Source organism: Flavobacterium collinsii, assembly GCF_902804485.1.
Taxonomy (GTDB): domain Bacteria; phylum Bacteroidota; class Bacteroidia; order Flavobacteriales; family Flavobacteriaceae; genus Flavobacterium; species Flavobacterium collinsii.
Genome location: NZ_CADCST010000102.1, coordinates 21707 through 47942 on the forward strand (window position 1 = coordinate 21707; position 26236 = coordinate 47942).

Consider the following 26236-nt stretch of genomic DNA (forward strand, 5'->3'; position numbering starts at 1 on the left):
TTATTCTTTCAAATAAGCCTCTCTTACTTTTTTAAACAGATTTGAAGAGTAAACGAATTTTACAATCGCTTCGTTATCGGTTCTAAAAATTTCTTCTTTAGTTCCTTGCCAGGCCTTAATACCTTTTTTCAGGAATACGATATTCTCACCAATTTCCATTACTGAGTTCATATCGTGGGTGTTGATCACCGTTGTAATATTATATTCTTCTGTGATTTCTTTGATTAGATTGTCGATCAAAGTAGAAGTATTTGGATCTAAACCTGAGTTTGGTTCATCACAAAATAAGTACTTTGGATTGTTCACAATCGCGCGTGCAATTGCAACACGTTTTTGCATTCCTCCCGAAATTTCAGAAGGTAATTTTTTATGTGCATCAACTAAGTTTACTCTTTCCAGAACAAAATCAACACGTTCTTTGATTTTTGCCTTATTGTCGTTGGTAAACATTTTTAAGGGGAATGCCACATTTTCTTCAACGGTCATTGAATCAAACAAAGCACTTCCTTGAAAAACCATGCCTATTTCAGTTCTTAACTCTCTTTTTTCATCGGGATCCAGTTCTGAATAAACGCGGCCATCAAATTCAATAGTTCCATTATCGGGAGTATGAATTCCTAACAGACTTTTTAATAAAACTGTTTTTCCGGATCCACTCTGTCCAATAATCAGGTTAGTTTTTCCAGTTTCAAAAACTGTCGAAACACCTTTCAGAACTTTGCTGTCGCCAAATGATTTTTCTAAATTTTTTACTTCTATCATGATCCTAGTAACAATTGTGTTAGTATATAATTAAAAAGAATGATTGAAACCGAAGTCCAAACAAACGATACTGTACTGGCTTTACCTACCTCAAGGGCACCACCTTTCATATAATAACCGTGAAAAGAAGGTATGGTAGCCAACAGCATGGCAAATATTAAAGTTTTAATAAAAGCATAAGTGATGTGAAAAGGAATGAATTCCATTTGAGCACCAATAATGAAGTCATTACTTGTGGTAAAGCCTCCGTAAACACCAGCAAGCCATCCTCCAAAAATTCCTAAAAACATACTGATTCCGATTACAAAAGGATACAATAGTAAAGCAATAATTTTAGGAAAAACCAGGTAGTTAAGAGAGTTTACACCCATAACTTCCAACGCATCGATTTGTTCTGTAACACGCATAGTACCGATACTTGAGGTGATAAAGGAACCCATTTTTCCGGCCATAATTACCGAAATAAAAGTAGGAGCGAACTCTAAAATCACGGACTGACGTGTAGCAAAACCAATTAAATATTTTGGGATTAACGGATTAGTTAAGTTTAAAGCGGTTTGAATCGCAACAACACCTCCAACAAAGAAAGAGATAAAACAAACAATACCTAAAGAGTCTATAATTAAATCATCAATTTCTTTGAAAATTAATTGTCGCATAACAGGCCATTTGGTCTGTTTATTGAAAATCTCTTTCAGCATTAAAAAATATCTCCCGATTTGGGATAAGTAACGAATTAGCATCATAGTTTTACAAATATTGGCTAAGGTAAAAAGAAGTTATGAGTTTTGGGGTATGAGTTAAGTCTTTTCGGTTGTTTTCCGGATCAAATTAACTTTTCTTTCATTTTTTGAAAGCGATAATTCCTAATAAATTTAGCTTGTTCAGGGGTAACCAGTAGTGGCGTTTTGGCTCTTTTTGCTTTCCAGAATCCTTGGATATAATCAAAAAAAAGGAGCGGTTTTTTCTTCATCATGGCCAATTTGGCCGATGCGATTGCCGTAATCCAGAAGCCGTATCCTAAAGTAAAAAAAGCTTCACCTTGCTTGTATCGGGCTGTTTTGTTATAATTTGCACCTGTTGGTTTAAGATGTTTTACGTGCAAAGAAGAGTCAGTAACAATCTTCCATCCGTAATATTTACAAAGTAATTCGTCTACAGTATCCCAGCCCATAGCAGGTTTTAAACCTCCAATTTGCTCGAAAGCAGCTTTGCGATACGCTTTTAATGCTCCGCGAATATGATCTTTGTCGGTAAGATTTTCGAGAATCCAGTCGCCATTTTTTTCAATGTAACAGAAACCACCCGCCATTCCAATTTTTGAATCAGATTGAAAATGGGTAATAATCGTTTCGAAGTAATTGGTAGGAAAAATGAGATCACCATCTATTTTTACAATAATATCATATTCTGAATCCAAAGTTTCAAAACCTTTTTGAAAAGCCTGAATAACTTTGCTTCCGGGCATATGAATCGCATCTGACGTTTTATTTACAATAGAAATAAAAGGATGGTCTTTTGCAAAACCCAATACAATTTCTTCTGTCCTATCCGTTGAGTTGTCATTTACCACTACAATTTTTGAAGGTAAAACAGTTTGTGAAATCAAAGACTGTAATGTCAAGCCAATTAAATCTTGTTCGTTGTGAGCCGGAATGACGATGTAATACTTCATAATTTTTAATTTAAATTCCAATTCTTTAAATTCCAAATTCCAATCAAAACGTGCTTAATTGGAATTTGGATTTTTTTTATTGGAATTTGACTTTAGGCTTTTATTTTTTCCGCGACAACAATATAATATCTTGGCGTGAAATATCTTAGTAAAGGTCTGAATCCAAACTTTTTTACGGGATGTGTAAATTTTTGGCGGTCGGTTATTTTCCAGCCTGTTTTTTCTAAAAGCCAGTCCAGTTGCCAGTCTTCAAATTCATGATAATGTCTGTCCCACATATCGGTCTTAGAACGATACGCCGATGAAAACCATAAACGCAACGGAATTGATATTAACAACTTGTCACATTTTACGTTTTGTAAAATTGTGTAAGGATTTAGTAAGTGCTCGAAGATTTCAAATGCGGTAAAAACAGTATATTCTTCCGTTTGCAAAGCCGTTTGATCGTTGTCTAAATCTTCGCCTTTTGTATTTTTTACAGTGTAGCCATTTTCTTCCATTATTTTAGAGAATGGATTTGATACGCCAAAATCAAAAATGGTTTCTGATGTTTTAACGTGTTTTTGTAAAAACTCTAAAGTAAGTTTGAATCTTTTATTCGGAAACGTTTTTTCGTACATAGTCGCTGCGAGGAACGAAACAATCTCTCGTTCTTGATTTATAATTAGGGCACAAATATACTAAAAAAGTCCGCATCTTATAATGCGGACTTTTTTAGTGTTCAGTCTCAGTCTTAGTCTCAGTCTCAGTCTCAGTCTCAGTCTCAGTCTCAGTCTCAGTATTCAGTCTCAGTATTCAGTTGACTGTGAACTGCGACTGTGAACTGCGACTAATACCTGTAAACAAATGCATTGATATTCATTCCTGCTCCGACAGAGGCAAAAATGACAACATCTCCTTTGTTTATTTCATGATTTTCCAGTTTACCCTGAATCAATAAGTCGTATAGGGTAGGCACTGTAGCAACGCTGGAGTTTCCTAAGTCATGAATGCACATTGGCATAACATTTTCAGGAGGTGTTTTGTCGTATAGTTTATAGAATCGGGCAATAATTGCCTCGTCCATTTTTTCGTTGGCCTGATGAATCAGAATTTTTTTGACTTCATCGATAGCGATTCCACTTTTATCTAAGCAGCTTTTCATAGCACATGGAACTTGACTTAAGGCGAATTCGTATATCTTACGTCCGTACATTTTGATGTATTTAATGTCCGGATCTAAATCAGGGTTGTATGATTTTCCAAAGTATAGGTAGTTAGCTTCCTCATTGGCAAAAGTAGCACTCTCGTAAGATAACAACCCGGCTTCATCATCAGAAGCTTCTAAAATTGAAGCACCTGCTCCATCAGAGTAAATCATCGAATCGCGATCGTGATCGTCAACCACTCTTGAAAGGGTTTCGGCACCAATTACTAAAACTCTTTTTGCCATACCAGATTTTATAAAAGCATTCGCTTGCAGAACACCTTCAATCCACCCTGGGCACCCAAAAAGAATATCGTAAGCGACACATTTCGGGTTTTTAATATTTAATTTGTTTTTTACACGTGTTGCTAAACTCGGTAAAATATCAGTTTGATGTGTTCCTGATTTTACATCGCCAAAGTTATGCGCAAAAATAATGTAATCTAAAGTTTCGCGATCGATCTTCGCATTTTCAAGCGCTCTTTCGGCAGCAAAAAAAGCAAGATCAGATGAGGTATGATGGTCTTCGGCGTAGCGGCGATTTTCGATTCCGGTAATGCCTTTAAATTTTTTTATTACAACTTCGTTAGGGTAACCAAAAGGAGTTCCGTCTTCATTTAAAAAAACATGATCGCCAAAGTCAGTATTGCTTACTTCTTTATTAGGAATGTAACTTCCTATACCTATTATTTTTATTTTCATTATTCCTTTATTGTCCGGTAAATTTATTGCTAAAGTATAAATAAAATCATGATAACTATCATAAAAAATACTATGCACGCATATAATTGTGGAATAGTAATTTTTTGCGACATATATTGTTTATTTTCTAATGAATTTTAGATTTTATCGAGATTTCAAACGTTTGCGATTGAGGGTATATTGGCTTGCTTTTGTTAATTAAAACAGAAATTTTTTTGATTTGTTACAAATGAAACATAAGTACGAAAAAGTGTTTGAAATAGAAAACCCGACGGTTTTGAAACCTGTCGGGTTTGAGTATGTATGTAAAGAAAAATTTATTTCTTAGTTTTCCATGTAAGCTTCAATAGGAGCACAGCTACATACTAAGTTTCGGTCACCGTATGCATCGTCTACACGACGAACTGATGGCCAGAATTTATTGTCAGCAATATACTCTAATGGGTAAGCTGCTTTTTCTCTCGAATAAGGGAAATCCCAAGTATCATTAGTTAACATTGCTAATGTATGAGGTGCATTTTTTAATACATTATTTTTATCATCTGCTGTTGCAGCTTCGATTTCTTTTCTAATTGAAATTAGAGCGTCACAGAAACGATCTAACTCTGCTAAATCTTCAGATTCTGTAGGTTCAATCATTAGAGTTCCGGCAACCGGGAAAGAAACTGTAGGAGCGTGGAAACCATAATCCATTAAACGCTTTGCGATGTCACCAACTTCAATTCCGTTTTCTTTAAACGAACGGCAATCTAAGATCATTTCGTGAGCAGCTCTTCCGCATTCTCCTGTATAAAGAATTGGGTAGTGTCCTTCGAAACGAGTTTTCATGTAGTTCGCGTTTAGGATAGCGTGCTCTGTAGCACTTTTTAATCCTTCAGCTCCCATCATTGTGATGTAACCGTAAGAGATTAAGCATACTAAAGCTGATCCGTAAGGTGCAGATGAAATAGCTGTAATAGCTTGTTCACCGCCTACTTTTAAGATTGGGTTTGTTGGTAAAAATGGAACTAGTTTTTCGTTCACACAAATTGGTCCAACTCCAGGTCCACCACCACCGTGAGGAATAGCGAATGTTTTGTGTAAGTTTAAGTGACAAACGTCAGCACCAATTGTAGCAGGGTTAGTTAATCCAACCTGAGCATTCATATTAGCACCATCCATATATACTAATCCGCCATTATCGTGGATTAATTTCGTGATTTCAATGATTGAAGATTCGAAAACTCCGTGAGTAGAAGGATAGGTTACCATTAAACAAGATAAATCATCTTTGTGTTCAATCGCTTTTTCTCTTAAATCTTCTACATCAATATTTCCTTCCGGAGTCGTTTTAGTAACGATGATTTTCATTCCGGCCATAGCTGCAGAAGCAGGATTGGTTCCGTGAGCTGATGAAGGAATTAAACATACATTACGGTGACTATCGCCTCTTGATAAATGGTAAGCACGGATAGCCATTAAACCTGCATACTCTCCCTGAGCTCCTGAATTAGGCTGCAATGTTGTTCCGGCAAATCCGGTAATTACATTTAATTGCTGCTCTAATTTTTTAAGCATTGTGATATAACCTTCAGCTTGTTCTACTGGTGCAAAAGGGTGAATGCTGTTCCAGTTTGGCATTGACAACGGTAACATTTCTGAAGCTGCGTTTAATTTCATTGTACAAGAACCTAATGAAATCATAGAGTGATTTAAGGATAAATCTTTACGCTCTAACTTTTTGATGTAACGCATCAACTGACTTTCTGAATGATGATTGTTGAATACATCATGTGTTAAGAAAGGAGACGTTCTTTCTAATGAAGCCGGTAACTGACTTGCCGCAGATAATTCAGAAACGGTAAAAGTTTCTTTTCCTAAAGCTTCAGCAAAAATGGAAATAATTTGGTTGATGTCCGCAATTGAAGTCGTTTCGTTAAATGAAATCGAAATGGATTCGGCATCAGGATAGAAGAAGTTTACTTCGTTTTTCTCCGCAACAGCTTTTACTTTTTGAGCGTCAGCTTTTACTAAAATAGTATCAAAGTAAGCAGTGTTGGTTTGGTAAACGCCTAACTTATTTAAAGCTTCAGCAGCAGTAACTGCAGATGAGTGAACTTTGTTTGCAATGTATTGTAATCCTTTTGGACCGTGATAAACCGCGTACATTCCAGCCATAACAGCCAATAAAACCTGAGCGGTACAAATATTTGAAGTTGCTTTTTCACGTTTAATGTGCTGCTCACGAGTTCCTAATGCCATACGTAAAGCACGGTTTCCGTTTACATCGATAGATACTCCGATGATACGACCCGGCATAGATCGTTTGTATTCTTCTTTAGTTGCGAAGAAAGCGGCGTGAGGACCACCATAGCCCATTGGTACACCAAAACGTTGTGAAGTTCCAACTACTACAGCTGCGCCCATTTCTCCAGGAGAAGTTAAAGCGGCTAACGATAAAATATCGGCAGCAAAGGCAACTTTGATTTCATTTTCTTTTGCTTTCGCAACAAAAGCACTATAATCGTTTACCTGACCATATTTTCCTGGGTATTGTAAAATAGCTCCGAAAAATTCATTTGAGAAATCAAATGTTTCGTGGTTTCCAACTACTAATTCAATTCCGATAGGAGTCGAACGCGTTTGTAGTATGGATAAAGTCTGTGGTAAAATTTCTTCAGAAACGAAGAATTTGTTTGTATTGTTTTTCTTTTGGTCACGTGTACGAACGTCAAATAGTAACGCCATTGCTTCTGCAGCAGCAGTTCCTTCATCTAATAAAGAAGCATTTGCGATTTCCATCCCTGTTAATTCAATAACTGTAGTCTGGAAATTTAAAATAGCTTCAAGACGACCTTGAGCAATTTCAGCCTGATAAGGAGTATAAGCAGTGTACCATCCTGGATTCTCAAAAATATTTCTTTGAATTGGAGCCGGAACGATAGTTGGATGATAACCCAAACCAATATATGATTTGAATACTTTATTTTTCTTTCCTAATTGCTGAATATGGTTTGCGAATTCGTACTCCGTCATCGCAGGGTCTAAGTTTAAGGGTGCTTTTAGACGAATGTCATCCGGAAGGGTTTCATAAACAAGTTGTTCGATCGATTCAACTCCAATAGTCTGTAACATGTGTTGAAGATCTGTTTCTCTTGGACCAATGTGTCTTAAAGCAAAAGCATCTGTTTTCATATAGTAGTAAAAGTGTTGTTTTTTAGTCGCGCAAAATTAAGTATTAATAATAATTTATTGCACATTTTTAACTTCATTTTTTATGAAATTTTCAATTAAAGATATGGTTTGTTAATAATTGATTAGATTTGAATAATGAAAGTGTTAAAGTACATATTAGATTTTTACCTGAATGGCAGTATTCATGTGGCTTTATCATGTTACGCACTCATTCGTATTACTTTTCATGTGTTTCATATTCAGTACGATGAGTCAATGGCTTTGTTTGGTTTTTTTGGAACAATTGTGGGGTATAATTTTGTTAAATACGATGTTTTGGTTCGTGTTCAGAAGAAAACAATTGGTAACCAATTGAAAATTATTGCAGTTTTGAGTTTTATTTCACTGATATTAGTGGGGTATTATTTTTTTCAGTTGAAACGAATTACTCAAATTATTTCGATTGTAATTTTTCTGATAACGGCACTTTATACCCTTCCGTTTTTCCCGAATAGAAGGAATGCACGAAATTGGGCAGGCGTAAAAATTTATATTGTCGCAGTTTGCTGGGTGGGAGCGACGCTGGTTTTACCGTTAATAAATGCAGGAATTCCGTTTACCAGTGACTTTTTTATAAAATGCATTCAGCGTTTCATTTTGGTTTTTGTTCTGGTTTTGGTTTTTGAAATTATTGATCTGGCCAATGACGATCCACATTTGCAAACGGTTCCGCAAACAATAGGAGTAAAGCGAACCAAAATTTTGGGACTCTTGTTGCTAATTCCTTTTTGGAGCTTAGAAGTTTTTGTTTCTACTTTTAATTATCATGATGCTTTTATCAATTTGATCATGGTTCTCATACTCATGTTGTTTATTGTGTTTGCAAATCCAAATCGGTCCAAATATTATACTTCATTTTGGGTGGAAAGCGTACCGATATTTTGGTGGCTGATGACTGTATTTTTATAAATTATATAATTAAAATATTTATGAAAGAAGGAGAACAAGAAATAATATACTTCTTAAGATTTCGATTTACGTTTCTACAGTTTTTAGCATTGTTTTTTGGGTGGAATTTCTTTATCTGTTTTATTTGGCCGGTTATGATTGACTCCTATTTTGGAGTTACAATTTTTGTCTGCGCTTTTTCTTTGGTATTTGCAATTGCAGTAAATAATTCGCTGGCTTTACTTTTATTAATATTATTTCATATCAATAAGAGTATTGTAATTTTTTATCAGCGGGTAATGCTTTTTATTAGTGCTTATTTAGGCACTTGTGTTTTTAGTTGGTTTATGCCGCCTATGAGTATTTATGTTTTTCTTGAACATTTATTTATTAATACACTTACTATTTTTTTGTATTATACAATGGCAATGAAAGGAACTAATAATGATTAATAATTTCAGAATTTTGCTTTAGAATTTTATTTCTTTCTAAAAGGAAATTAGTAAGGTGTTTTTTCAAAAAGAAGTAGTCAAATAGTTTTCCGAACAGTCCAAAAGGAGTTTCGTAATGCAGTTTGTCTTTCATGATAGTAAATCCTTCTTTTTCTTCAAAAAAATGTTCATGCTTAAATGATTTGAATTTTCCTTCCTCCATTTCATCTGTAAAGTAATCGTAAAAATGCATTGTCGTTATTCTGCTTTTATGGGTAAGGTAAAAGCCGAAGTGTTTTCCTCGCCAGGTTACGGTTTCACCAAGATTTATTAAACCGGAAGTTATCCCTGCAATTGCGACCTCACTTGTTTTGCTGGCAGACTGTTGATGAACGTCAATGTTTCGGGCAGCATCGAAAACTATTTTTTGTGGTGCTTTTATTCGGGTTGTAAGGTTTAGGGCTGTCATTTGCGGTGTTAATTGTTTAGTCCCTACGGGACATTTTTTAGGTTAGAGATATGAGCGTTACCGATATGTAATCTCTCCGAGATTAATTGACTTGGTAAAGTCCCTACGGGACATTTTTTTAGGTTTGGGATATGAGGGTTACTGATATGTAATCTCTCCGAGATTAATTGACTTAGTAAAGTCCCTACGGGACATTTTGTCTAGAAAGGATACATTATCATTATATTACTCCTAAGGAAGCAGTTTCACGGATTGAAGCGTAACGATTAATTAAAATTAAATAGATGGGCGAATTAATCTCGGAGAGATTACAGATTGGTAAAAAAGTTACTCCGCTCCGAAAAACTGTCCCGTAGGGACTATACCTAACTTAGCGCATAAGTTGGCTCCGTTAGGAGTAATATCTTGGTAAAAAAGTTATTCCACCCCTGAGAATGTCCCGTAGGGACTATACCAGATTTAGCACAGAGTGATTTTCGTAGCTTTTTTGGTTTCAGTACGCCACTTTGGTTCTTTTAGGATAAGAGATTTTGGAAAGCCGAATCAATATTTTCAAACTTAAACTTAAAATCTTTTTCTAAAAGTCGTTTCGGAATTACATTTCTGCTCTTTAAAACCAATTCAGTTTCAGTTCGAATGAAAAAAGATCCGATTTCCAGAAAGAAGGTATTGAGTGGAATTCCAAAAGGAAAACCAACTGCTTTTTGTAGCTTCTTCATAAAATCAATATTGGGTATGGGACTTGGCGATACAATATTTATAACACCGGTTATTTCTTTTTCAAGGATAAATTCGATTGCATTTGCAAAATCATCTTCGTGAATCCAACTTATAAATTGATTTCCTTTTCCTTGTTTTCCTCCAAAGCCAATTTTAGCCAAAGTTTTTAACGGAATAAAAGCACCGCCTTTTTTGCCCAGAACGATTGAAGTCCTCAAGGAGGTTTTTAATGTCTTGGGAGTTTTGGTTTTAAAAAAGGCTTTCTCCCAGGAAAGAGCAACATTTATAGAAAAATCATTTCCTATTTCTCCTTCTGTTTCATCCATTTGTTTATCGCGAGAAAATCGGTAAATGGTAGCAGTAGAGGAGTTCAACCAGTGTTTTGGAGGGTTTTTGCATTTTAAAACAGCTTCGTTTAAAATTTTGGTACTTTCGATTCTGGACAGTAAAATTTCTTTTTTATTCTTTTGGGTGTAACGACAATCAACAGATTTTCCTGCAAGGTTAATTAATGCCGTTGCATGTTCCAGTTCATTTTCCCAACCCGAAAAAGTTTTGGCATTCCAGTTTACATATTTGATACCATCAATGATTTGAGATTTTCCACGGGTCAGAATTACGATTTCTTCAAATTTGTTTTTGAAATGATTGACCAAAACCTGACCTAGAAATCCTGTCCCGGCTGCGATTATAAGTTTATTCATGTTTGAGTGTTTTTAACCAAGAATTACACGAATTATTTTTTGCGAAAGTAATCAGGTAAAAAAGCATTTCGCAAAAATTCATGAAATTTGTGGGACTAACATAATTAGTTCAAAATTAATAATAAAGCAATTATTCGATACAATATCCAGGTAAGGCAAAGATATTTTGGAAGTTTTAAAATTTTGATTCTTCTAAAATGTTCTTTAAACATAATAAAAACTGTTATCCCAAACCAAGCCAGAACTAAAAGATCAGGAATATTTGCAAATTGATTTGCGATCAAAATGGGTAATAGGATGAGTGAGCCCATTAAAGAAACGGTCATTAAATTTCCAATATAATTGAGAAAAGTCTTTTGATCTGTTTTTAGCATAAACATACTTTGAAATACAATTTGACCTAAGGTTAAAACAGCCTCCCTCAAAATAGTGGTTTGGGGCAGAATTGAAATCAAATTGGAATATTGGAACAATACGAATGTCGTTATTGTTGAGGCAAATGCTATAAAGAGAAAACGATAGCTGTAATTATAATCGGGGGTGCATTGTAATTTGTTTTCTTCCTTTATTTCTCCGGGAATTATCACTTTTCTGTTGTAAGAAACAAAAGAATATAGTTTTCTCAGTATGAAATGAACAGGTTTTATCTTTCCCATTTTTTCAATCCACGGAAATGAATATCCTATAACTTTCAGTAAACTGTCGACACCATAAAGTACTGTTTTGGTTGTATTATCGATTAACGCAATTTCATTTGGTGCACGTTTGAGATCCACAAAATTTTGTTCCTCTTCCGATAACTGACAATATGATTTTCTTCCGTTTTGATCTAACATACCGCTTTTTACAAAGCCGGTAGTGTACAAGTTGCAAAGCGGACAATCTTCATCGTAAAGTAAGGTTTGGTTTTCTAGCGTTTTCATGTTTTCTGGTTTTAAAGGTTTGGAATTGATTAGTACATTTCTTCTAAAATGGGAATGATTTGCAGTTTTCTTTTATTTTGAACAGTAATTTCTGAACCTTTAGCTAAGAAAACTGAAGCAGGTTTTGCATTTTGAAGAAACTGAAAATCCTTTCCGTATGTTTTTTGAAAATCGATATCAATATTGTGATTTAAAACTTCGAATTGTTCCCATCTCGGATGTTGCACTTCATACTCAAAAGTCGTTTCTTCATCAATTTTGGTATATCCGAAATAATGCTCTGTAATGAATTCTGCTTCAGAATCAACATCAATCTCGGTTAAATTTCTTTTAGTCTCCAGCTGAATTGTATTCCATTTTTCTTCCTTTTTCCATTGATAGATGAAAATAGTACTGTTCTCGTTATCAATAATGCTGTGATTCATTTTTTGAGTTTCATAATGTTCCTGATACAAAGTATTGGCCATATAAGTGATAACTTTTTTAGGAACAATTTCTTTTATGAAAACAACGCCGCGTTTCCATTCTCCATTTTCAAAACGTTTTACATAGAACCTTAAATTAACTTCTTCAAAATTGATATGAAACGGAACTTTTAATCCTAAAACTTTTGTGTTTTTAAACATGAAACCAACTAAACTCACATAACATTTGTTGTTCCAGATATCTATTTCAGTTCCGCCGGGAATATATTTTTCTAAAATTTCAGCATCAATTTCGTAATTAAAAAGGGCTAAGTTTTTCCATTCTGCTTTTAAGAAATTCATAGGTTTTCTTTTTTATAGATTAGTACTGAAAGATAGATAGCCAGTAAGGGAGGAACAGCCAGTAAAAAATTATTCAATATTTGATAGATGCGGAAATACGAAGAGATAAAGTATACGGCAAAATATAAAAGAACTCCAATTATATAGATTTGAAGATATCGGTTGTGAGGTTCTTTAAGGATCATTTTTATTCCAATTAAAACCTGAATAATACCAGTAAGAATAGTGGAAAGCAAAGAAAAAAAGAAAGCGCCTTCTTTAGCAATAGGATAAGTGATTAAAATTAAAAACGGAAGTCCTACGGCAAAAGTGTTGAGTTGTTTTATAGTTTTCATAATTATTGTTTGTTTTAAACTTTCAGAAAAAAATGAAAGTTTTGATTAAATTTTTTTAGTTTGAAGGTTACTTCATAATTTTCAGGACTAGTCGCCCTAACCAGTTTTCATTGAATTCCGTCATTTTGTCTAACATATTATCTGCTTTTAAAACAAAATCATACAATTTAGTAGTTTGATCTACAAAGTGTTTTTCTTCTGCGGAATCTTTTGCATCGATTGTCGAAACTTCTTTTAAAATTTTAAGAGCGGGTTTGATTTCCCTTTTGCTTCTTTCTCTTGAAATTTTAACGGCTAATTCGTCCAGATCTTTTTCAGCAGTAAAAAATTCTCTTCTTTCTCCGGCTTTGTATTCTTTATAAACAATTCCCCAATCCATTAAAGCTCTAAGGTTCATGCTCGCGTTTCCTCTCGAAATTTGCAATTCGTCCATTATATCTTCCATAGAAACAGGCTCATTCGAAACCATTAATAAAGCATGGATTTGTGCCATGGTTTTATTAATCCCCCATTGAGAACCTAATGCTCCCCAGGTTTGTACGAACTTATTTTTTGCTTCTTTGAATTCCATGAAACAAATGTAAGTAAAAGTTTTTAAACTTTCAAAAATAAATGAAAGTTTGTTTGATGAAGTTTTTTAAGAATTATCTTATGTCTTATTTTTAGGTGTTTTATGACAGATAATTCTCATTTTATAACATTTTTTCTCCCACATCTTCATATCTAAAATAGATTTGATATAGAAAATTAATGAAAAATTATTTTCTAAGTTGTTCATTATCAGATGATGAATTGAGTTTATTACTGTGGAGCAGAACCCACTAAAAAAAACGAGCTGTTTCGCACAGTAAAACGCGAAGGCGGATCTGAAAAGCCTTATGAGTAGGACAAAAACTATTATTATGCAAGCAATACCTGTAAAAGTTAAAAATGTGAAAGTCTACCCTTACATTGATTGGAATGGTGGAGGGATTGGACCTGTTATTCTTCCTGTTATCGAAGGAGCCAGCGGAACTTACGCGGTTGGAACACTTGGAAGATCTGTATTCTACAATCTTGATTTAGCCCCTGAAAAATCTAGTATTGGTATACATCAGAGATATTTAGCAACTGGAGAGACTGAAGATGGTACTCCATTTACAACTCCATGGATGTATAGCACAAGCACAACTGGTGACATAGAGTTCGGAAGAACCATAACAATAGGGGTAAGAGAATCTGAAGCTATTAATGTTGGAAGCATACCTCCTTATATTGTATTAGGGCCACTTACAAATATTACAGTAACTCAGATACTTCCGGCGCCAGCAATTGGAGAGAGAATAATAATTGAAAATGGTTCGGGTAATATTATTGCTACCAGAACTGGTACTCCTCATGAAATGGGAGTTGATGTAATTGAAGGTAACCGTTTAGGAAGATTAAGAGCAGGATTGAAAAACATCATGATTACTGGGAAAAACAAAGATGGCCAAACAGTGACTATCGGGCATCTGACTTGTTTGGATCCAAATGAACCAGCTCTTTTTTTACAGCAATTTGGACCTAGTGAACATTAAAAAAGATTAATCCTCAAACGAAACAAATAATAACTAAAAAATAATAGCTATGGGAGTAATCATGCCTTATGGTGTTGCTATCAGAGAAGCTCTGGTTTCTAATGATCTGGCCAAGATGGAAGCTATTGCCAAACAAGCGAAGCAAACCATAAAAGATCAGGGAGATCTGACAGTTGCTTTACTGGACTTGTTAGACGCGATAGATTCTTTAAAGAAGAAAAAATAATCTGACTTGTACAGAAAAACAAGGGGGTATCTGAAAAACCTAAAGAGTAGGAACAACTAAAAAACAAAATATTATGGCAACAGTACTTTACGGAGTGGGAATCAGAGAAGCGATTGCTTCAAATGATTTAGAAAAAATGGTTGCAGTGGCTGAACAAGCTAAGAAAACCATAAGAGAACAAAAAGATTTGCATGTAGCATTGGTAGAATTGCTTGATGCAATTGATGCCTTGAAAAAGAAAAGGTAATCTAAAAAAGACGGTTTATCAAGTTTTACTTCTTAAACCGTCTTTTAATTAATTGTCAAACCGTAAATAAAACTAAGATGGATACTATTAAGACTTCGACACGATACAGAGTAAGAGATGATTATGAAACAGCTACTCCGGTTCATGTAGTATGGGAAATTACTTTAGCATGTAATTTGAAATGCTCGCATTGCGGATCAAGAGCTGGAAAAGTAAGACCGGGAGAACTAACTACAGAACAATGTTTTGATGTTATTGATAGTCTTAAACGTCTTGGTACAAGAGAAATTTCCATTATAGGCGGGGAAGCTTTTTTAAGAAAAGACTGGATTGAGATTATCGAAAGAATACATCAAAGCGGAATCGAATGTTCGATGCAGTCCGGTGCTTATAATTTAAACGAGGAACGAATCATTAGTGCAAAAAAAGCAGGAATAAATAATATAGGTGTTTCCATTGATGGAATGCCGGATACTCACAATAAAATAAGAGGAAGAAGAGATTCTTTTGAACATGCCGTTAATTGCTTGGCACTCCTAAAAAAACACAACATAACTTCTAGTGTAAATACAGTAATTACAAAAAGAAGCAAAAATGAGATGAATGAGCTTTTGGATGTTTTGATTGAAAATAATGTAAAAAACTGGCAGATTCAACTTGCTGTTGCTATGGGGAATGCCGTTGATCACTCAGACGAATTGATCGTTCAGCCTTATGAATTAATTGATTTTTACGATGACCTCATCGTGATCTACAGAAAAGCCTTAGCGCATAATATTTTAATACAGGCCGGAAATAACATTGGTTATTTTGGACCGTATGAACACATTTGGAGACAAGGCAATGAAAAATATTATACAGGATGTTCGGCTGGACATACAGGAATAGGGATTGAGGCAGATGGAAAAATAAAAGGCTGCCCATCATTACCAACAAGTGCCTATACGGGAGGAAATGTAAAAGATATGGCTCTGGAAGATATCTGGAAATATAGCGAAGAAATGGTTTTCTCCAGATATAGAAATAAAGAAGAATTATGGGGTGGCTGTAAAGGCTGCTATTATGAATCTTCTTGTCTGGCAGGCTGTACCTGGACAAGCCATGTGCTGTTTGGCAAGAGAGGAAACAATCCTTTTTGCCATCATCGTGCTCTGGAATTAAAGAAGAAAGGCCTTAAGGAACGAATAAGAAAAATACAGGAAGCACCAGGCGAATCTTTCGATATGGGACTTTTTGAAATTATAGTGGAAGACGAAAACGGAGTAATCGTAGAAATACAATCCCCAACTAGTGAAGCTCCAATTCAGGTTACTGGCCCTATTGCCAGAGTACCAAGAATTCCTAAAGCACTGAAGTTATGCAATGGATGTGATAATTATGTTTATGAAGAAGAAGAGGTTTGCAGTTTTTGCAATAGCGAGGTGAAAAAAGTAAACGAGGAATATGCCGCTAAAATGGAAGCCGCAAAACGCTCGCTGGAAAAACTGGAATTCCTAATGATGAAATAAAATGGAGCAGTTAAAAAATATTCAATCCGAAATTGAGCAGTTCTCGCATCATATTGAAGAAGGTTTAAGTCTGTCGGAAATTACCATTAAGTACGGTTTAAATTCTTACCGGTATGGATCTTCCAGTTTTTTAGATGACCTTTTCGATCCGATTTCCATCACAGACAAAACCGTATTTTATGATTTAGGTTCTGGTTACGGAAATATTATTTTATACGGTGCGATACAATATCCAAATGTTCAGTTTAAAGGAATAGAAATTCTTGAAGAGCGAAATAAAGTTTGTGTTGATTTAATCGAAAAAGAAGGAATCACTAATGTTACGGCCATTTGTGGCGATCTCTTAAAGGCTGATATTTCTGATGGCAATGTTTTTTATCTCTACAATCCTCTTCATGATTTCCAATACGCTGAATTATTAGACAAACTCTATCAGGTTTCTTTGAAGAAAGACATTATAGTAATTGCAGAATCCCATTGCAGTTCTTTTGACGAAGCCGATTGGCTGGAACAATATTATCTTAAAGATATTGATGTCATCAGAAAAATTAAATATTACTGCTCTAAACCGGCTCATTAAAACCCACCAAACTAATAATAGAAATCAAATCAATTAATAATTTAAATCAAAAGAGTTATGGCTAGTTTAAGTTCAATTATTCTTCCGGTTCTTGAAGGGATGGAGGAATCACATTTAAAAGATCAATTATTAAAATTTCTGCCAAATCAGGAGGAATCATTTTCAAAAATTGAAAAAAGTTTTAATCAGTTGACTTCTAAAGTTCAGGATAAAGATCGTTTACAGCGTTTTTTTCATAGTTGGAGCCAAACCAATAACAGTGCAATGACAGTTGCCGGAATCAGCAACCGTATGACAATGCTGGTCCATAAAAATCAACCTATTGGAGATGAAAAAGCATTATTACAGTCTATCACCAGTTTAAATAGAATTGTTGATGAAGATCTGGCAGTTGTGGGCAGAATTTTACATTCACAAATGTTTTACACCATGGCAACTACAATTTGTACTGATGATGATTGGCTTTCACGCCGCTATTTAAATCAAAGTGCCAGTGATTTTAAAAAATGGAAAGATCAAAATTCATTGCGAAATAAAGACATCATGATCGCTTTGCTGACCACTTTGATACATGAAATTTATACGCATGGAGAAGTAGAATTGATATTACCAAAATTCCAATCCTGGCTCATTAATGCTTATGGTTACACCGAAGAAGAATGCGATAAAACACTGGCCTGGATAAGCGTTCATTGTGGACCAACGGAGAAAAATCATTTCTTTTTTGCGGTTAGTTCCATTTTTCACTATGCTAAGGCAATGAATATCAATCTTGAATCGTATGATCTTGAAGTAATTGTTAACGACTATTTAGCTAAAAAATCAGCTGTTATGGTAGATCTTTTGGAGGTTGAAGAATTGAGTTTTTAAATCCACATACCAAAACTACTTATTACAAAAAAATAAACTTCAACGCCGTATGTCAAAAATTAAGCTGCAACGAAATCAAGCTGATAAACAGGAAAAATGGAATCAGTTGTTTTTTGAATATTTTCAAAAGGGTAACATTTTACACAGAGATTCTTTTGCCAATTCCTCGGTAGTCCTTCATCCGGAGTACAATGGAGAAATGGATCGCTTGTGCGCTGTTTTAAGCAAAGCCTCTAAAGCAATTGTTTTAAATTATTTTGAAGACAGTCGAATTCGGAACTATTATCAACTGGATAATGACCTTGAAGGTATATTGAAAAAAAGTAATAGCCAGACCTATAATCAGGGCTTTTATCGCCCTGATTTTTTATATGATACAAACGATCAGCCTAAGATTTGTGAAATAGGGGCACGATATCCGCTAAACGGCTGGATGATTAGTTATTATTCACAATTGATACACAATCGCACCAATTCGCATAATGAAAAAGTGCATATCAGCGGTACCGATTTAGAAAATCTTATCGACGATCTTTCCCATCGGTTTGCTCCCCATCGAAAAGTAGCGCTCATTCACGATGATGAAAAAGGCAGCGATATTTTTAATGCTCAAAGAGAATTAGCAAAATTAGATATTGAGCTAATTTCTGCAAAACCTCAGGACCTCATCATTTCAAATAATTTAATATCGGTAAACGGAGTAGCGGTTTCGCAATTTATACTGGAAATGGATCGGGAAGAACTAAAAAAAATCAGTCCCGACGTACTGGATAAATTAATCGAAGAAAATAGTTACTTCAATGATATTCGGACCTTAATCTTAATTCATGACAAAAGAGTTCTGGCCGTAATGTATGATGCTCAGATCATGCAGGATTATTTGAGTGAGGAAGACTATAGCTTTTTGAGAAATTATCTCATCCCGAGTTTTGTTATTACGGATCCTGCGGACTGTGATGCTTTTACAGATACAGAGCAAAACCTGATTTTAAAACTAAATAGCGGCGGAAGAGGAATTGGGGCTTACGTAAAAAGTGATTGTACCAACGAAAACTGGAATAGGATTGTCCGAGAAAATTGGGACAAATACCTGATTCAGCATTTTGTGGATCAGAAAGAGTTTAACGATACCGAAAACAATCGCCAGATCTATTTAGTTGGGATGTTGCTGTGTAAAGACGACAAAACTTACGGGTCCGGCATATTTAGGGGATCTGACGAATCGGTTGTGAATGTACATCAGGGGAGAGCCTTAATTTATCCAATAGCTCAGTAGTAAAAGTATGAAACATACAGTTGTTATACCGCTTTACAATAAAGAGGCGTATGTCTATGATACGATTCGTTCTCTGGCTTTTCAGGATAAAAAAGCAGCACAAGTCGTCATAATCGATGATTTTAGTACGGACCAGAGTCTTGCCAATCTCAAAGAGGCACTCTCCTTTTTTGCGCCACAATTTCTACAAACAAAGGTTCAAATTATTGAATTAAAAGAGAACAAAGGTCCCGGAAACGCAAGAAATATGGGAATCGAATTGGCAACAGGAGACCTGATTAGTTTTTTGGATGCCGATGATTGTTATGTGTCTTCCTGTTTACGCGATGTCAGTACGATTATGGAGAAGGAGAATATAGATGTTTTGGTTCTTGGAATTTTACTTGTTCCGTCTAATTATTATATGCCAAACATTAAATCCTTTGAAAAAGAATTGATTTCCCTTTCGAATGATTTGTTTATAATGCCTTATCCCTTGCACACCGTTAGTTCTCCCGATTTTATTATGGGTGTTGGGAGCAATGTGGTGGTTCGGAAAAACCGGTTGACGAACATCCGTTACGAGGTTGATGTTTCTTTAAATGAAGGAATCGATTTTTGGTATCGCGTTTTAAAAAATACGCCTGCATCGTCACGGGTCGGTTTATTGAATAAAACTTGTATCGAAGTACGGGAGGTTGACGGCAGTTTGTCCCGGATTCGTTATTTGACCTGGAAAGAATTAGAGATTCCCGTTTCAATACTACGATATCGGGAAAGTACCAATCGATACGATCAGCAATTAATGGGAATGTTGTCCCAAAGATGGTTGTCCCACGCTATGAAACGATTACCCTCCTTGAAGGAAAAAGGCTTGTTTCTCTTTCATCATTGCAGACTCTTGATTAAGAACAGCTACTATTTAAAAACACGAAGTAAATAAAAACACCTCATGATGTCCCCAGTTTGTATTCCTGCCAAAATTGATCACGCTGTATTTCAAAATTATTTTGAATTGGTGAAACAGAATCCTTTATACATCGAATTCTACAAAGGAAATGACTTTGCAGCAGGAGCCCCTATGTTAAGTAAAAAAGAGTTAACGCCAATTTTAAATACAAATTTTAAACTTCAGAATGAAAAAACGGGGGTATATCTGGTACGCTCAGGCGGAAGCACTCAAAAGCCTTTGGTATTTCCGGTCGATATACAGGAAAATCACAATCAGCGTCTTGCACTGGCATCTGAACTTACTAAGAACAACTTTTTTACGCCTGAAACAATTGCCCTGAACATTTTTGGTTATTCTGATATGTACCGTACAGCGGCCATTATGGATGACATTTTAGAAAAATGCCAGGCAACTACTTTAGCCTTAAGTGCACATGCCAGTTATGAAGATATGGAGCAGGCGGTCCATCATTTTAAACCAAATTTTATATTTGGAACTCCTTCAAAACTATTATGTTTTGCTCAGTATTTAAAAGAGAACAACAGAAAAACAGAGATCGAAAATTTATTTTATGCAGGTGAGTTTTTAAGACCTAACACACAAAAGTTTTTACAAAAAATGCTCGGTTTTCAACAAGTTTATTCCATGTATGGCTCTGCCGAAACCGGAATTTGGGCCTGGTCGCATTGTACTAAAACCCCCTCTTTATTTTCGGTTATTAATGGTGTTATTGTTGAAATTATAAATCCAGATGAAAACGGATACGGCACACTTGCGATTACCAATACCTTCCGCAAAAGATTTCCGGTTTTCAGATATGCAATTGGCGACTTAGGCCGATGGGTGGAGCTGGAGGGGAAGTCTTTTCTCGAACTGAAATCCAGAGAAACCAAATCATTTATAGTTTGTGAGCAGCATTACGATTTAGACGAATTTCTTTTGTTGACAAGTGAGACCGATGCTTTTCAGATTCAACTGTCGACGAATGCCTCTTTTAAGGAAGTAGTTAGAATGTTAATGGTGCAAAATGTTTCGGAAGATAAAAGACAGGATTTTATCAGTGAAAAATGTGCAGCATTAAAAAAACTACTCAACTACGAGGAATGGTGTATGGAAGTTGAGGTTCTGCTGGTTAACGCAGCAGATCTGTACATCGATCCCAATACAACTAAAACACCTGTACTCTTAGATTTGAGATGATTTTTTAGGAATCACTTTCTTTCATTGGCTTTCAAAAAATAGTTCTATTCCATTGATTACTTGCTTTATGGATAAAAAAACCAGTCTCATGACATTTTTTTATTTAAGACTTGATAAGCATTGTAATTTTATTCGGCAAAATAAAAAATGATGATTTTAAAAGGCTATTTGTAACACAATCAGCAAGATACAATCTCCGATAAAAAAATCTGAATAAAGCAAAGAATAAAAAATAACAACCCCAAAAACTAATTACCATGAAAGATTTATCCTCTTCCACGTCAACCTGCGTGGATCCGATCCCAGATTCGAGATACCCTGTTTTGGAGCCTTTTTCTGGCCAGAAACCCCGACTTCCACAATTTTGGAAATGTACCTGTGTACTTCACCCTTTTAGCCCCCCACAAAGTAACAGCACCCCCGCGGACCTAGCGAGTCCATTTTTTGAAATTTGTACAGCCACTGTTTATTATGCAGAAGGGCTTGGATTAAATGCTCTGCTGGTAGGCAGTTCCGGAAGAAGATGGTGGTACAGAGTTACCCCAACTCAAACGGAAGTATCTACAGATGGAACTCGTTATACTCCTATAAATCTGGGCTGGAGAATTCCAACTACAGATTGGTTTGGAAACGCAACCGATAAAGCTAAATGTTCAGGAACCAGTTACCTAAACTGGATGAAAGCACAGAAAGTAGACTGGTGGAAAATTCCGGTGGGCAATAGCAACCCGTCACCTGCTACCTGGATGTGGTTTGATCATGGTACTAATTTTCCGGTACGTCTTATGTTCGGGCAAGGGCCTGTTGCAAGGCCTGGTCTGGGAGATGTTAATCAGCTGGCACTTTTTCAAATGTTTTCATTCACCTATTTTTCCAATTTTGACCGCTTACCAAGCAATCCGTTAAACAACCCTTTGGTGCCTCCGGTAGTAGAAGGTTTCTCTTTTGGTAACCCGAACCGATACAACCTGTTTACCTGGAATACCAATTTTGGAATGAGCGTTTTTATGACACCGGTCAACTCAGCATTCAATCCGCTGCCTACAAGAGTTTTATACAATTGGAGAGATGCGTCACAATATAAGGTTTCATCAGATAGAAGTCAGAGTACACTGATGAAATATACGTACAATACCACGAACCCCTTTACTGCCCAGCAAGCCCTTCTTACAGGACCTACCCCGGCAGGAATAACACCACCGCCAAACAGTGGTAACGGTTTCTTAATTAATTATGTTGGAGACAAAATAACAGAAGCTATTGGTTTTGCAAGGTTTCCATTTCCGCAGCAGCCGCCAAACTGGGTTCAGATTCCGGCAGTAAAAGGCAGCATTCAGGCAACCATTATCAGTAATCCTGTACTTTGTCCGGGTAACAGAGTGACGGTTGTAGGAGTATTATTTCCGCCTTCAGGGAATAACTACCCAGATTCTACCTATCTGTGGACCTGGTACAGCCCCTTAGATCCAACCGGAAACAGCAGCCGTCCGATAACCTTTATGCAATCACAATCAGGTGTAGGTTTAGGAACCAGTCTTGCTCTGGCAGATTACTTTGATTATGAAGAATTCAGAACGCCAATTCCGCCTTGCAATTTTGCAGTGCCGCCAGTCGATTTTACAGTAAAAGCAAAACCTGTTTCAGGTACAGACTCCTATCCATGGCTTAACACAGGTGTTCGACTGAATGAGAAGAGAGTGGCCACCATCAAGTATGTGGATGGTTTGTGGACGGCAAATCCAAATATCAACAACGGCCAGTTATACAATTCAGCCGGAAACCCAACTTTTATTGAAGCCAAACCCGGATATGCACTTCCAGGTAAAAACGAAGGTGCACTTATAGGTAAAGTAGGAGACACCGTTTTCTTAATCGGACTGGGAGCAAGCACGCCACCGGGTGTTGTTGGAACATTGGAATTATGCATCAACGATGATTTGAAAGGAAAGTATGGCGCCGGTCTGACAGACAATAAAGGAGAGGTAAATGTGAAAATAAGCGTTGAAGCTCCCGGAACAAAAATAAAGTTGAATAAAAGTGGAGCAGAACCCACTAAAAAAAACGAGGCGGTCTCTGAAAAGCCATAAGAGTAAGAAAAATCTAAATCAAAAAGTTATGTCAAATTTATTAGCAGGTGCTTATTTAGCAAAAGGCACAATCGGAAATGTTGGAACACCAGGTGCTCCAGTTGCATCATTTAGTTTAGTTGTTGTACCGTCACAACATTCAGTTACAGGTACAGTAGTAATTACTCAGGCGGTAGCTGGTCCTGACAGCCATATCGTGGTTCAGGTAAGAGGTAAAATTTATCCAACAGGATTTGGTGAAGTGACTCAGGTAGTTAGTTTACAAGGACAATATGTTCAGTCTTTCCCTCCTCCGGCAATTGGAGCTTTTTTAGCAGACTTTGATGCTCATTTAGCTATCGATAATGGATGGAACGGAACAGGTGGGTTCTCTTACTACGAGCACACTGTTACAAAAGCACCGGTAAAGGCAGCAAAGAATCTGAAAGAGGAATTGGCTTAGGAATAAAATTCTCTCCAAACAATTCTATACAGGAATTTTGAAAATCTGCAAAAAAAATTTCTGGACCAATTAGATATAAGAGATCGCCTGCTTTAGGCGATCTTTTTTATTCCTTCAAAAAAGCTGCTTTTTTGAATAACCCTACAAATCAAAAACAAAACAAAACAATGAAAAAAAAACAGATTATTATTGCCCTGCTGCTTGTTGCGATCGCAGCCAGTCTTGGGGTGTTTTTCTACTACAAGAACAACGAAAAAGGAGTGGATGGAGTTTATGCTACCAGTGCGGCGCCTGATTCTTGTGAATGCGAGACCAGTTGGTTTCCTCACGAGCAAACACCTGCACCAAAAGAAGGTGACGGCAGTCCATTTGACTCAGACAATACTACCAATTGTGATTTTCACCAATGGTCCTGGCAGAAATTTTTGTGGGTAACCAAGCCGTTGCCAAGCGGGAATCCTTTTTTCATAGATTCGCTGGATATTGTAAGTCCGGAAATGGAGGATGTTGCACCACAGCTGGGAATAAAACTAACCTTGAGTTCCATTAATCAGGCAGGTTTCAAAGGGGTACTGCTTTCTAATCCTAAATTTAATAAGGTTGCGGACACAGTGTATTATTCGATTCACGTGAATAAACTGCTCAAAGACAAAGCCATTTCGGCTGCCTCTTTAATCAACAATGGAAAATTGCCCGTTTCAAATTCAGAGACCTTTCCGGTTGGGGCTTTAGAACTAAAAGTCTCCTGGATCAGTATCGATGCTATTGTTAAAGAACAGCAAAAAGATTATTTTACAACTACTGCAGCCGTTAAAAACAGCAAAGGACAATACGTTAAAAAAACGATGGCACTGTTAGGAATGCATGTGGTTGGAATTGTAAAAAATCATCCTGAGTTTATTTGGGCCACTTTTGAACATAAGGATATGGCACCTGTTTACGATAAGAAAAACAATTTGGTAACCTCAGCAACTGAAAAGTTGTTTTATGAAAAAGGTACCGAAAAAGATATCAACGGCATCCGATGGTTACGAGGGGCCACTTCGCCGGTTCTTCCTAACAAAGCATTTATTCTTTATGAATATGGAGTGCCTAAGGATTTAAACACAGGCGACTTTATGGCAACAAGTCAAAAAGAGCCTGCTAATTTTAATAATATTGAGAATATCAATAAATGTGTGGACTCTAAATTGAAAGATGTTTTTAGAAATTATTTTTACAATGGCTCTGTATGGCTGGATTTTGACGGAGTTTCTCCTGAAGATCAGGTGAAAACACTTGTAACAAAAAACATTTCAAGCGCAATTCCGGGTGCATTAGCCAGAGGTTCTGTAAATCTGGCGAACATTACGATGGAAACTTATACGCAGACTTTTCAGGATGACATACATAAGATTAATAGTGGCACTTTGGTAAGTTGTTTTTATTGTCATCAGGCTTCCAACAGTGACAAAACACGACCTGGCAAATCACCTTTGTTTTTAAGTCATTTGTTTGCCGATTATTTACAATTTACAAAACCGGCAGGCACTGCTAAGAATGCGAATGTTCTGGGTATCTCACGCGAGAGACGTATTCAGGAGATCGATGCAGCGAAAATGGATCAGCTTGAAGAATTTATTAAAGCTACGAAGTAATAGCTGATTTTATAGTAAAAAAAGAGGAGGTTTCACCATTGTGAAATTTCTTCTTTTTGCTTTTAAGGGATTAAAAATCAGTAGTACTGAAAAAGGAAACGTTGGTCTCCCTATCTTTTATCTTCTTTAGAATAATTGGAAACCCTGTTTATGTCAATTGGATTTCCTAAAAAGCGAGGCTCACGATTTCTCATTAGATCAAAAAAAGATTTGAAAATAGAACCGTATTCCCGAAAAGTCACGTATTTATAACCCAGATACTCTCCTTTATTCGCAGAAAAACCAACCGATTTTATGCCAAGTTTTACGCCGATATAAATAGCCCGGTTCAAATGATATTTCTGCGAAACGAGAGTAGCACTTTTCACCTTGAAAATATGTTTAGCACGATACATGGTCGAGTACGTATCGAAACCCGCATAATCGACGTAGATTTTAGTTGTATCAACTCCGTGTTTGTAACAGTAATTTTTCATGACTGTTAGCTCATCATATTCATCACGGCCATTATCACCGGAAAGTAGAATCTTCTCTATTTTGTGTGTTTGGTACAATAGAATCCCGGCGTCCAGACGGTCTTTTAGATATTTGCTGGGCTGATTTCCATTGATTCCGGCCCCGAAAATAATTCCCACCTCATTTTTTGGAAGAGGAGTTGTAGTAGAATAAATCAAATCATCAGTGGATGATTTTACATATAGATTCACAGAAACGATTACAATAACCCCAAGGATAGAAAGGTAAATTAGGTTTTTGAGAAGTTTTTTCACTTTGAATTTCTAAGATTAAGGTTAAAAGAATTGTGAAGATAAGTAAATTTATCTTTGGTGTTTGTGTTCGGATCGAATCAAAAAAACCGAAGTATTCCTACCTCGGTTTTAAGTATATCGTATACTCT

27 protein-coding genes are annotated in these 26236 nt (G+C 36.1%); 14 read left to right on the forward strand and 13 right to left on the reverse strand.

Annotated elements, in window-relative coordinates; all coding sequences use genetic code 11:
* The 6 genes from FLA105534_RS16320 to gcvP all read right to left on the reverse strand — a co-directional run bounded on the left by FLA105534_RS16320 (nucleotide 1) and on the right by gcvP (nucleotide 7499).
* Nucleotides 1-762 carry an ABC transporter ATP-binding protein gene (locus tag FLA105534_RS16320; RefSeq protein ID WP_173967184.1) on the reverse strand — a complete coding sequence of 254 codons (762 nt, stop codon included), beginning with the start codon at nucleotides 760-762 and terminating at the stop codon, nucleotides 1-3.
* Nucleotides 759-1508 carry an MlaE family ABC transporter permease gene (locus FLA105534_RS16325; RefSeq protein ID WP_173967185.1) on the reverse strand — a complete coding sequence of 250 codons (750 nt, stop codon included), beginning with the start codon at nucleotides 1506-1508 and terminating at the stop codon, nucleotides 759-761. The genes FLA105534_RS16320 and FLA105534_RS16325 overlap by 4 nt, the downstream gene beginning before the upstream one ends.
* Nucleotides 1509-1588: 80 nt before the next feature.
* Entirely contained in the window at nucleotides 1589-2437 is an 849-nt protein-coding gene (locus FLA105534_RS16330; protein WP_173967186.1) for a glycosyltransferase, read from the reverse strand.
* Nucleotides 2438-2529: 92 nt separating this feature from the next.
* Nucleotides 2530-3057, reverse strand: a complete 528-nt coding sequence (locus tag FLA105534_RS16335; RefSeq protein ID WP_173967187.1) for a methyltransferase — start codon at nucleotides 3055-3057, stop codon at nucleotides 2530-2532.
* Nucleotides 3058-3266: 209 nt separating this feature from the next.
* Nucleotides 3267-4325, reverse strand: a complete 1059-nt coding sequence (locus FLA105534_RS16340) for a 3-oxoacyl-ACP synthase III family protein (RefSeq protein ID WP_173967188.1) — start codon at nucleotides 4323-4325, stop codon at nucleotides 3267-3269.
* Nucleotides 4326-4649: 324 nt separating this feature from the next.
* On the reverse strand, nucleotides 4650-7499 hold the full coding sequence (gcvP, locus tag FLA105534_RS16345; RefSeq protein WP_173967189.1) for an aminomethyl-transferring glycine dehydrogenase: 2850 nt from the start codon (nucleotides 7497-7499) through the stop codon (nucleotides 4650-4652).
* Between the two features lie 135 nt (nucleotides 7500-7634).
* Between gcvP and FLA105534_RS16350 the strand changes: the two genes are divergently transcribed.
* A complete protein-coding gene (locus tag FLA105534_RS16350; protein ID WP_173967190.1) occupies nucleotides 7635-8447 on the forward strand; it encodes a UbiA prenyltransferase family protein in 813 nt (270 codons plus the stop codon).
* Nucleotides 8448-8467: 20 nt separating this feature from the next.
* Complete coding sequence (locus FLA105534_RS16355; RefSeq protein ID WP_217427708.1) at nucleotides 8468-8878, forward strand: hypothetical protein; 411 nt, start codon at nucleotides 8468-8470, stop codon at nucleotides 8876-8878.
* On the opposite strand, the gene FLA105534_RS16360 is transcribed toward FLA105534_RS16355, so the two are convergent.
* The 6 genes from FLA105534_RS16360 to FLA105534_RS16385 form a co-directional block, all read right to left on the reverse strand.
* The gene (locus tag FLA105534_RS16360; protein ID WP_173967191.1) at nucleotides 8865-9326 is read right to left on the reverse strand and encodes an SRPBCC family protein; all 462 of its coding nucleotides are present in this window, start codon (nucleotides 9324-9326) and stop codon (nucleotides 8865-8867) included. The genes FLA105534_RS16355 and FLA105534_RS16360 overlap by 14 nt on opposite strands.
* 515 nt (nucleotides 9327-9841) lie before the next feature.
* Nucleotides 9842-10750 (reverse strand): TIGR01777 family oxidoreductase, encoded by a 909-nt coding sequence (locus FLA105534_RS16365; protein ID WP_173967192.1) that lies wholly within the window; start codon nucleotides 10748-10750, stop codon nucleotides 9842-9844.
* A 104-nt stretch (nucleotides 10751-10854) separates the two neighbouring features.
* Nucleotides 10855-11673, reverse strand: coding sequence for a thiol-disulfide oxidoreductase DCC family protein (locus FLA105534_RS16370; RefSeq protein ID WP_173967193.1), 819 nt, complete (start codon nucleotides 11671-11673; stop codon nucleotides 10855-10857).
* A 29-nt stretch (nucleotides 11674-11702) separates the two neighbouring features.
* A complete protein-coding gene (locus tag FLA105534_RS16375; protein WP_173967194.1) occupies nucleotides 11703-12440 on the reverse strand; it encodes a YqjF family protein in 738 nt (245 codons plus the stop codon).
* Nucleotides 12437-12775: a hypothetical protein gene (locus FLA105534_RS16380; RefSeq protein WP_173967195.1), complete on the reverse strand. Its 339-nt coding sequence runs from the start codon at nucleotides 12773-12775 to the stop codon at nucleotides 12437-12439. Before FLA105534_RS16380 ends, FLA105534_RS16375 begins: the two co-directional genes overlap by 4 nt.
* A gap of 67 nt (nucleotides 12776-12842) precedes the next feature.
* A complete protein-coding gene (locus tag FLA105534_RS16385; RefSeq protein WP_173967196.1) occupies nucleotides 12843-13346 on the reverse strand; it encodes a GbsR/MarR family transcriptional regulator in 504 nt (167 codons plus the stop codon).
* 331 nt (nucleotides 13347-13677) lie between these two features.
* Here FLA105534_RS16385 and FLA105534_RS16390 point away from each other — a divergent pair, with 331 nt between their 5' ends.
* The 12 genes from FLA105534_RS16390 (at nucleotide 13678) to FLA105534_RS16445 (ending at nucleotide 25338) form a co-directional block, all read left to right on the forward strand.
* The gene (locus FLA105534_RS16390) at nucleotides 13678-14334 is read left to right on the forward strand and encodes a hypothetical protein (protein ID WP_173967197.1); all 657 of its coding nucleotides are present in this window, start codon (nucleotides 13678-13680) and stop codon (nucleotides 14332-14334) included.
* 49 nt (nucleotides 14335-14383) lie between these two features.
* Complete coding sequence (locus FLA105534_RS16395; protein ID WP_173967198.1) at nucleotides 14384-14560, forward strand: DUF1843 domain-containing protein; 177 nt, start codon at nucleotides 14384-14386, stop codon at nucleotides 14558-14560.
* 73 nt (nucleotides 14561-14633) lie between these two features.
* On the forward strand, nucleotides 14634-14807 hold the full coding sequence (locus FLA105534_RS16400) for a DUF1843 domain-containing protein (protein ID WP_017495080.1): 174 nt from the start codon (nucleotides 14634-14636) through the stop codon (nucleotides 14805-14807).
* Nucleotides 14808-14884: 77 nt separating this feature from the next.
* Nucleotides 14885-16315, forward strand: a complete 1431-nt coding sequence (locus FLA105534_RS16405; protein WP_173967199.1) for a radical SAM/SPASM domain-containing protein — start codon at nucleotides 14885-14887, stop codon at nucleotides 16313-16315.
* Nucleotide 16316: 1 nt separating this feature from the next.
* Nucleotides 16317-16895 carry a class I SAM-dependent methyltransferase gene (locus tag FLA105534_RS16410; protein WP_173967200.1) on the forward strand — a complete coding sequence of 193 codons (579 nt, stop codon included), beginning with the start codon at nucleotides 16317-16319 and terminating at the stop codon, nucleotides 16893-16895.
* Between the two features lie 57 nt (nucleotides 16896-16952).
* Nucleotides 16953-17765 (forward strand): hypothetical protein, encoded by an 813-nt coding sequence (locus tag FLA105534_RS16415; RefSeq protein ID WP_173967201.1) that lies wholly within the window; start codon nucleotides 16953-16955, stop codon nucleotides 17763-17765.
* A gap of 49 nt (nucleotides 17766-17814) precedes the next feature.
* Nucleotides 17815-19041 (forward strand): hypothetical protein, encoded by a 1227-nt coding sequence (locus tag FLA105534_RS16420; protein WP_173967202.1) that lies wholly within the window; start codon nucleotides 17815-17817, stop codon nucleotides 19039-19041.
* 7 nt (nucleotides 19042-19048) lie between these two features.
* The gene (locus FLA105534_RS16425; RefSeq protein WP_173967203.1) at nucleotides 19049-19963 is read left to right on the forward strand and encodes a glycosyltransferase family 2 protein; all 915 of its coding nucleotides are present in this window, start codon (nucleotides 19049-19051) and stop codon (nucleotides 19961-19963) included.
* 9 nt (nucleotides 19964-19972) lie between these two features.
* On the forward strand, nucleotides 19973-21172 hold the full coding sequence (locus tag FLA105534_RS16430) for an AMP-binding protein (RefSeq protein WP_173967204.1): 1200 nt from the start codon (nucleotides 19973-19975) through the stop codon (nucleotides 21170-21172).
* Nucleotides 21173-21429: 257 nt separating this feature from the next.
* Entirely contained in the window at nucleotides 21430-23259 is a 1830-nt protein-coding gene (locus tag FLA105534_RS16435) for a hypothetical protein (RefSeq protein WP_173967205.1), read from the forward strand.
* Nucleotides 23260-23287: 28 nt separating this feature from the next.
* Nucleotides 23288-23701 (forward strand): DUF1842 domain-containing protein, encoded by a 414-nt coding sequence (locus FLA105534_RS16440; protein ID WP_173967206.1) that lies wholly within the window; start codon nucleotides 23288-23290, stop codon nucleotides 23699-23701.
* Between the two features lie 167 nt (nucleotides 23702-23868).
* The gene (locus FLA105534_RS16445) at nucleotides 23869-25338 is read left to right on the forward strand and encodes a hypothetical protein (RefSeq protein WP_173967207.1); all 1470 of its coding nucleotides are present in this window, start codon (nucleotides 23869-23871) and stop codon (nucleotides 25336-25338) included.
* A 110-nt stretch (nucleotides 25339-25448) separates the two neighbouring features.
* Here the strand turns inward: FLA105534_RS16445 and FLA105534_RS16450 are convergent, their stop codons facing one another.
* The gene (locus FLA105534_RS16450; protein WP_173967208.1) at nucleotides 25449-26108 is read right to left on the reverse strand and encodes a SanA/YdcF family protein; all 660 of its coding nucleotides are present in this window, start codon (nucleotides 26106-26108) and stop codon (nucleotides 25449-25451) included.
* Nucleotides 26109-26236 lie beyond the last annotated feature (128 nt).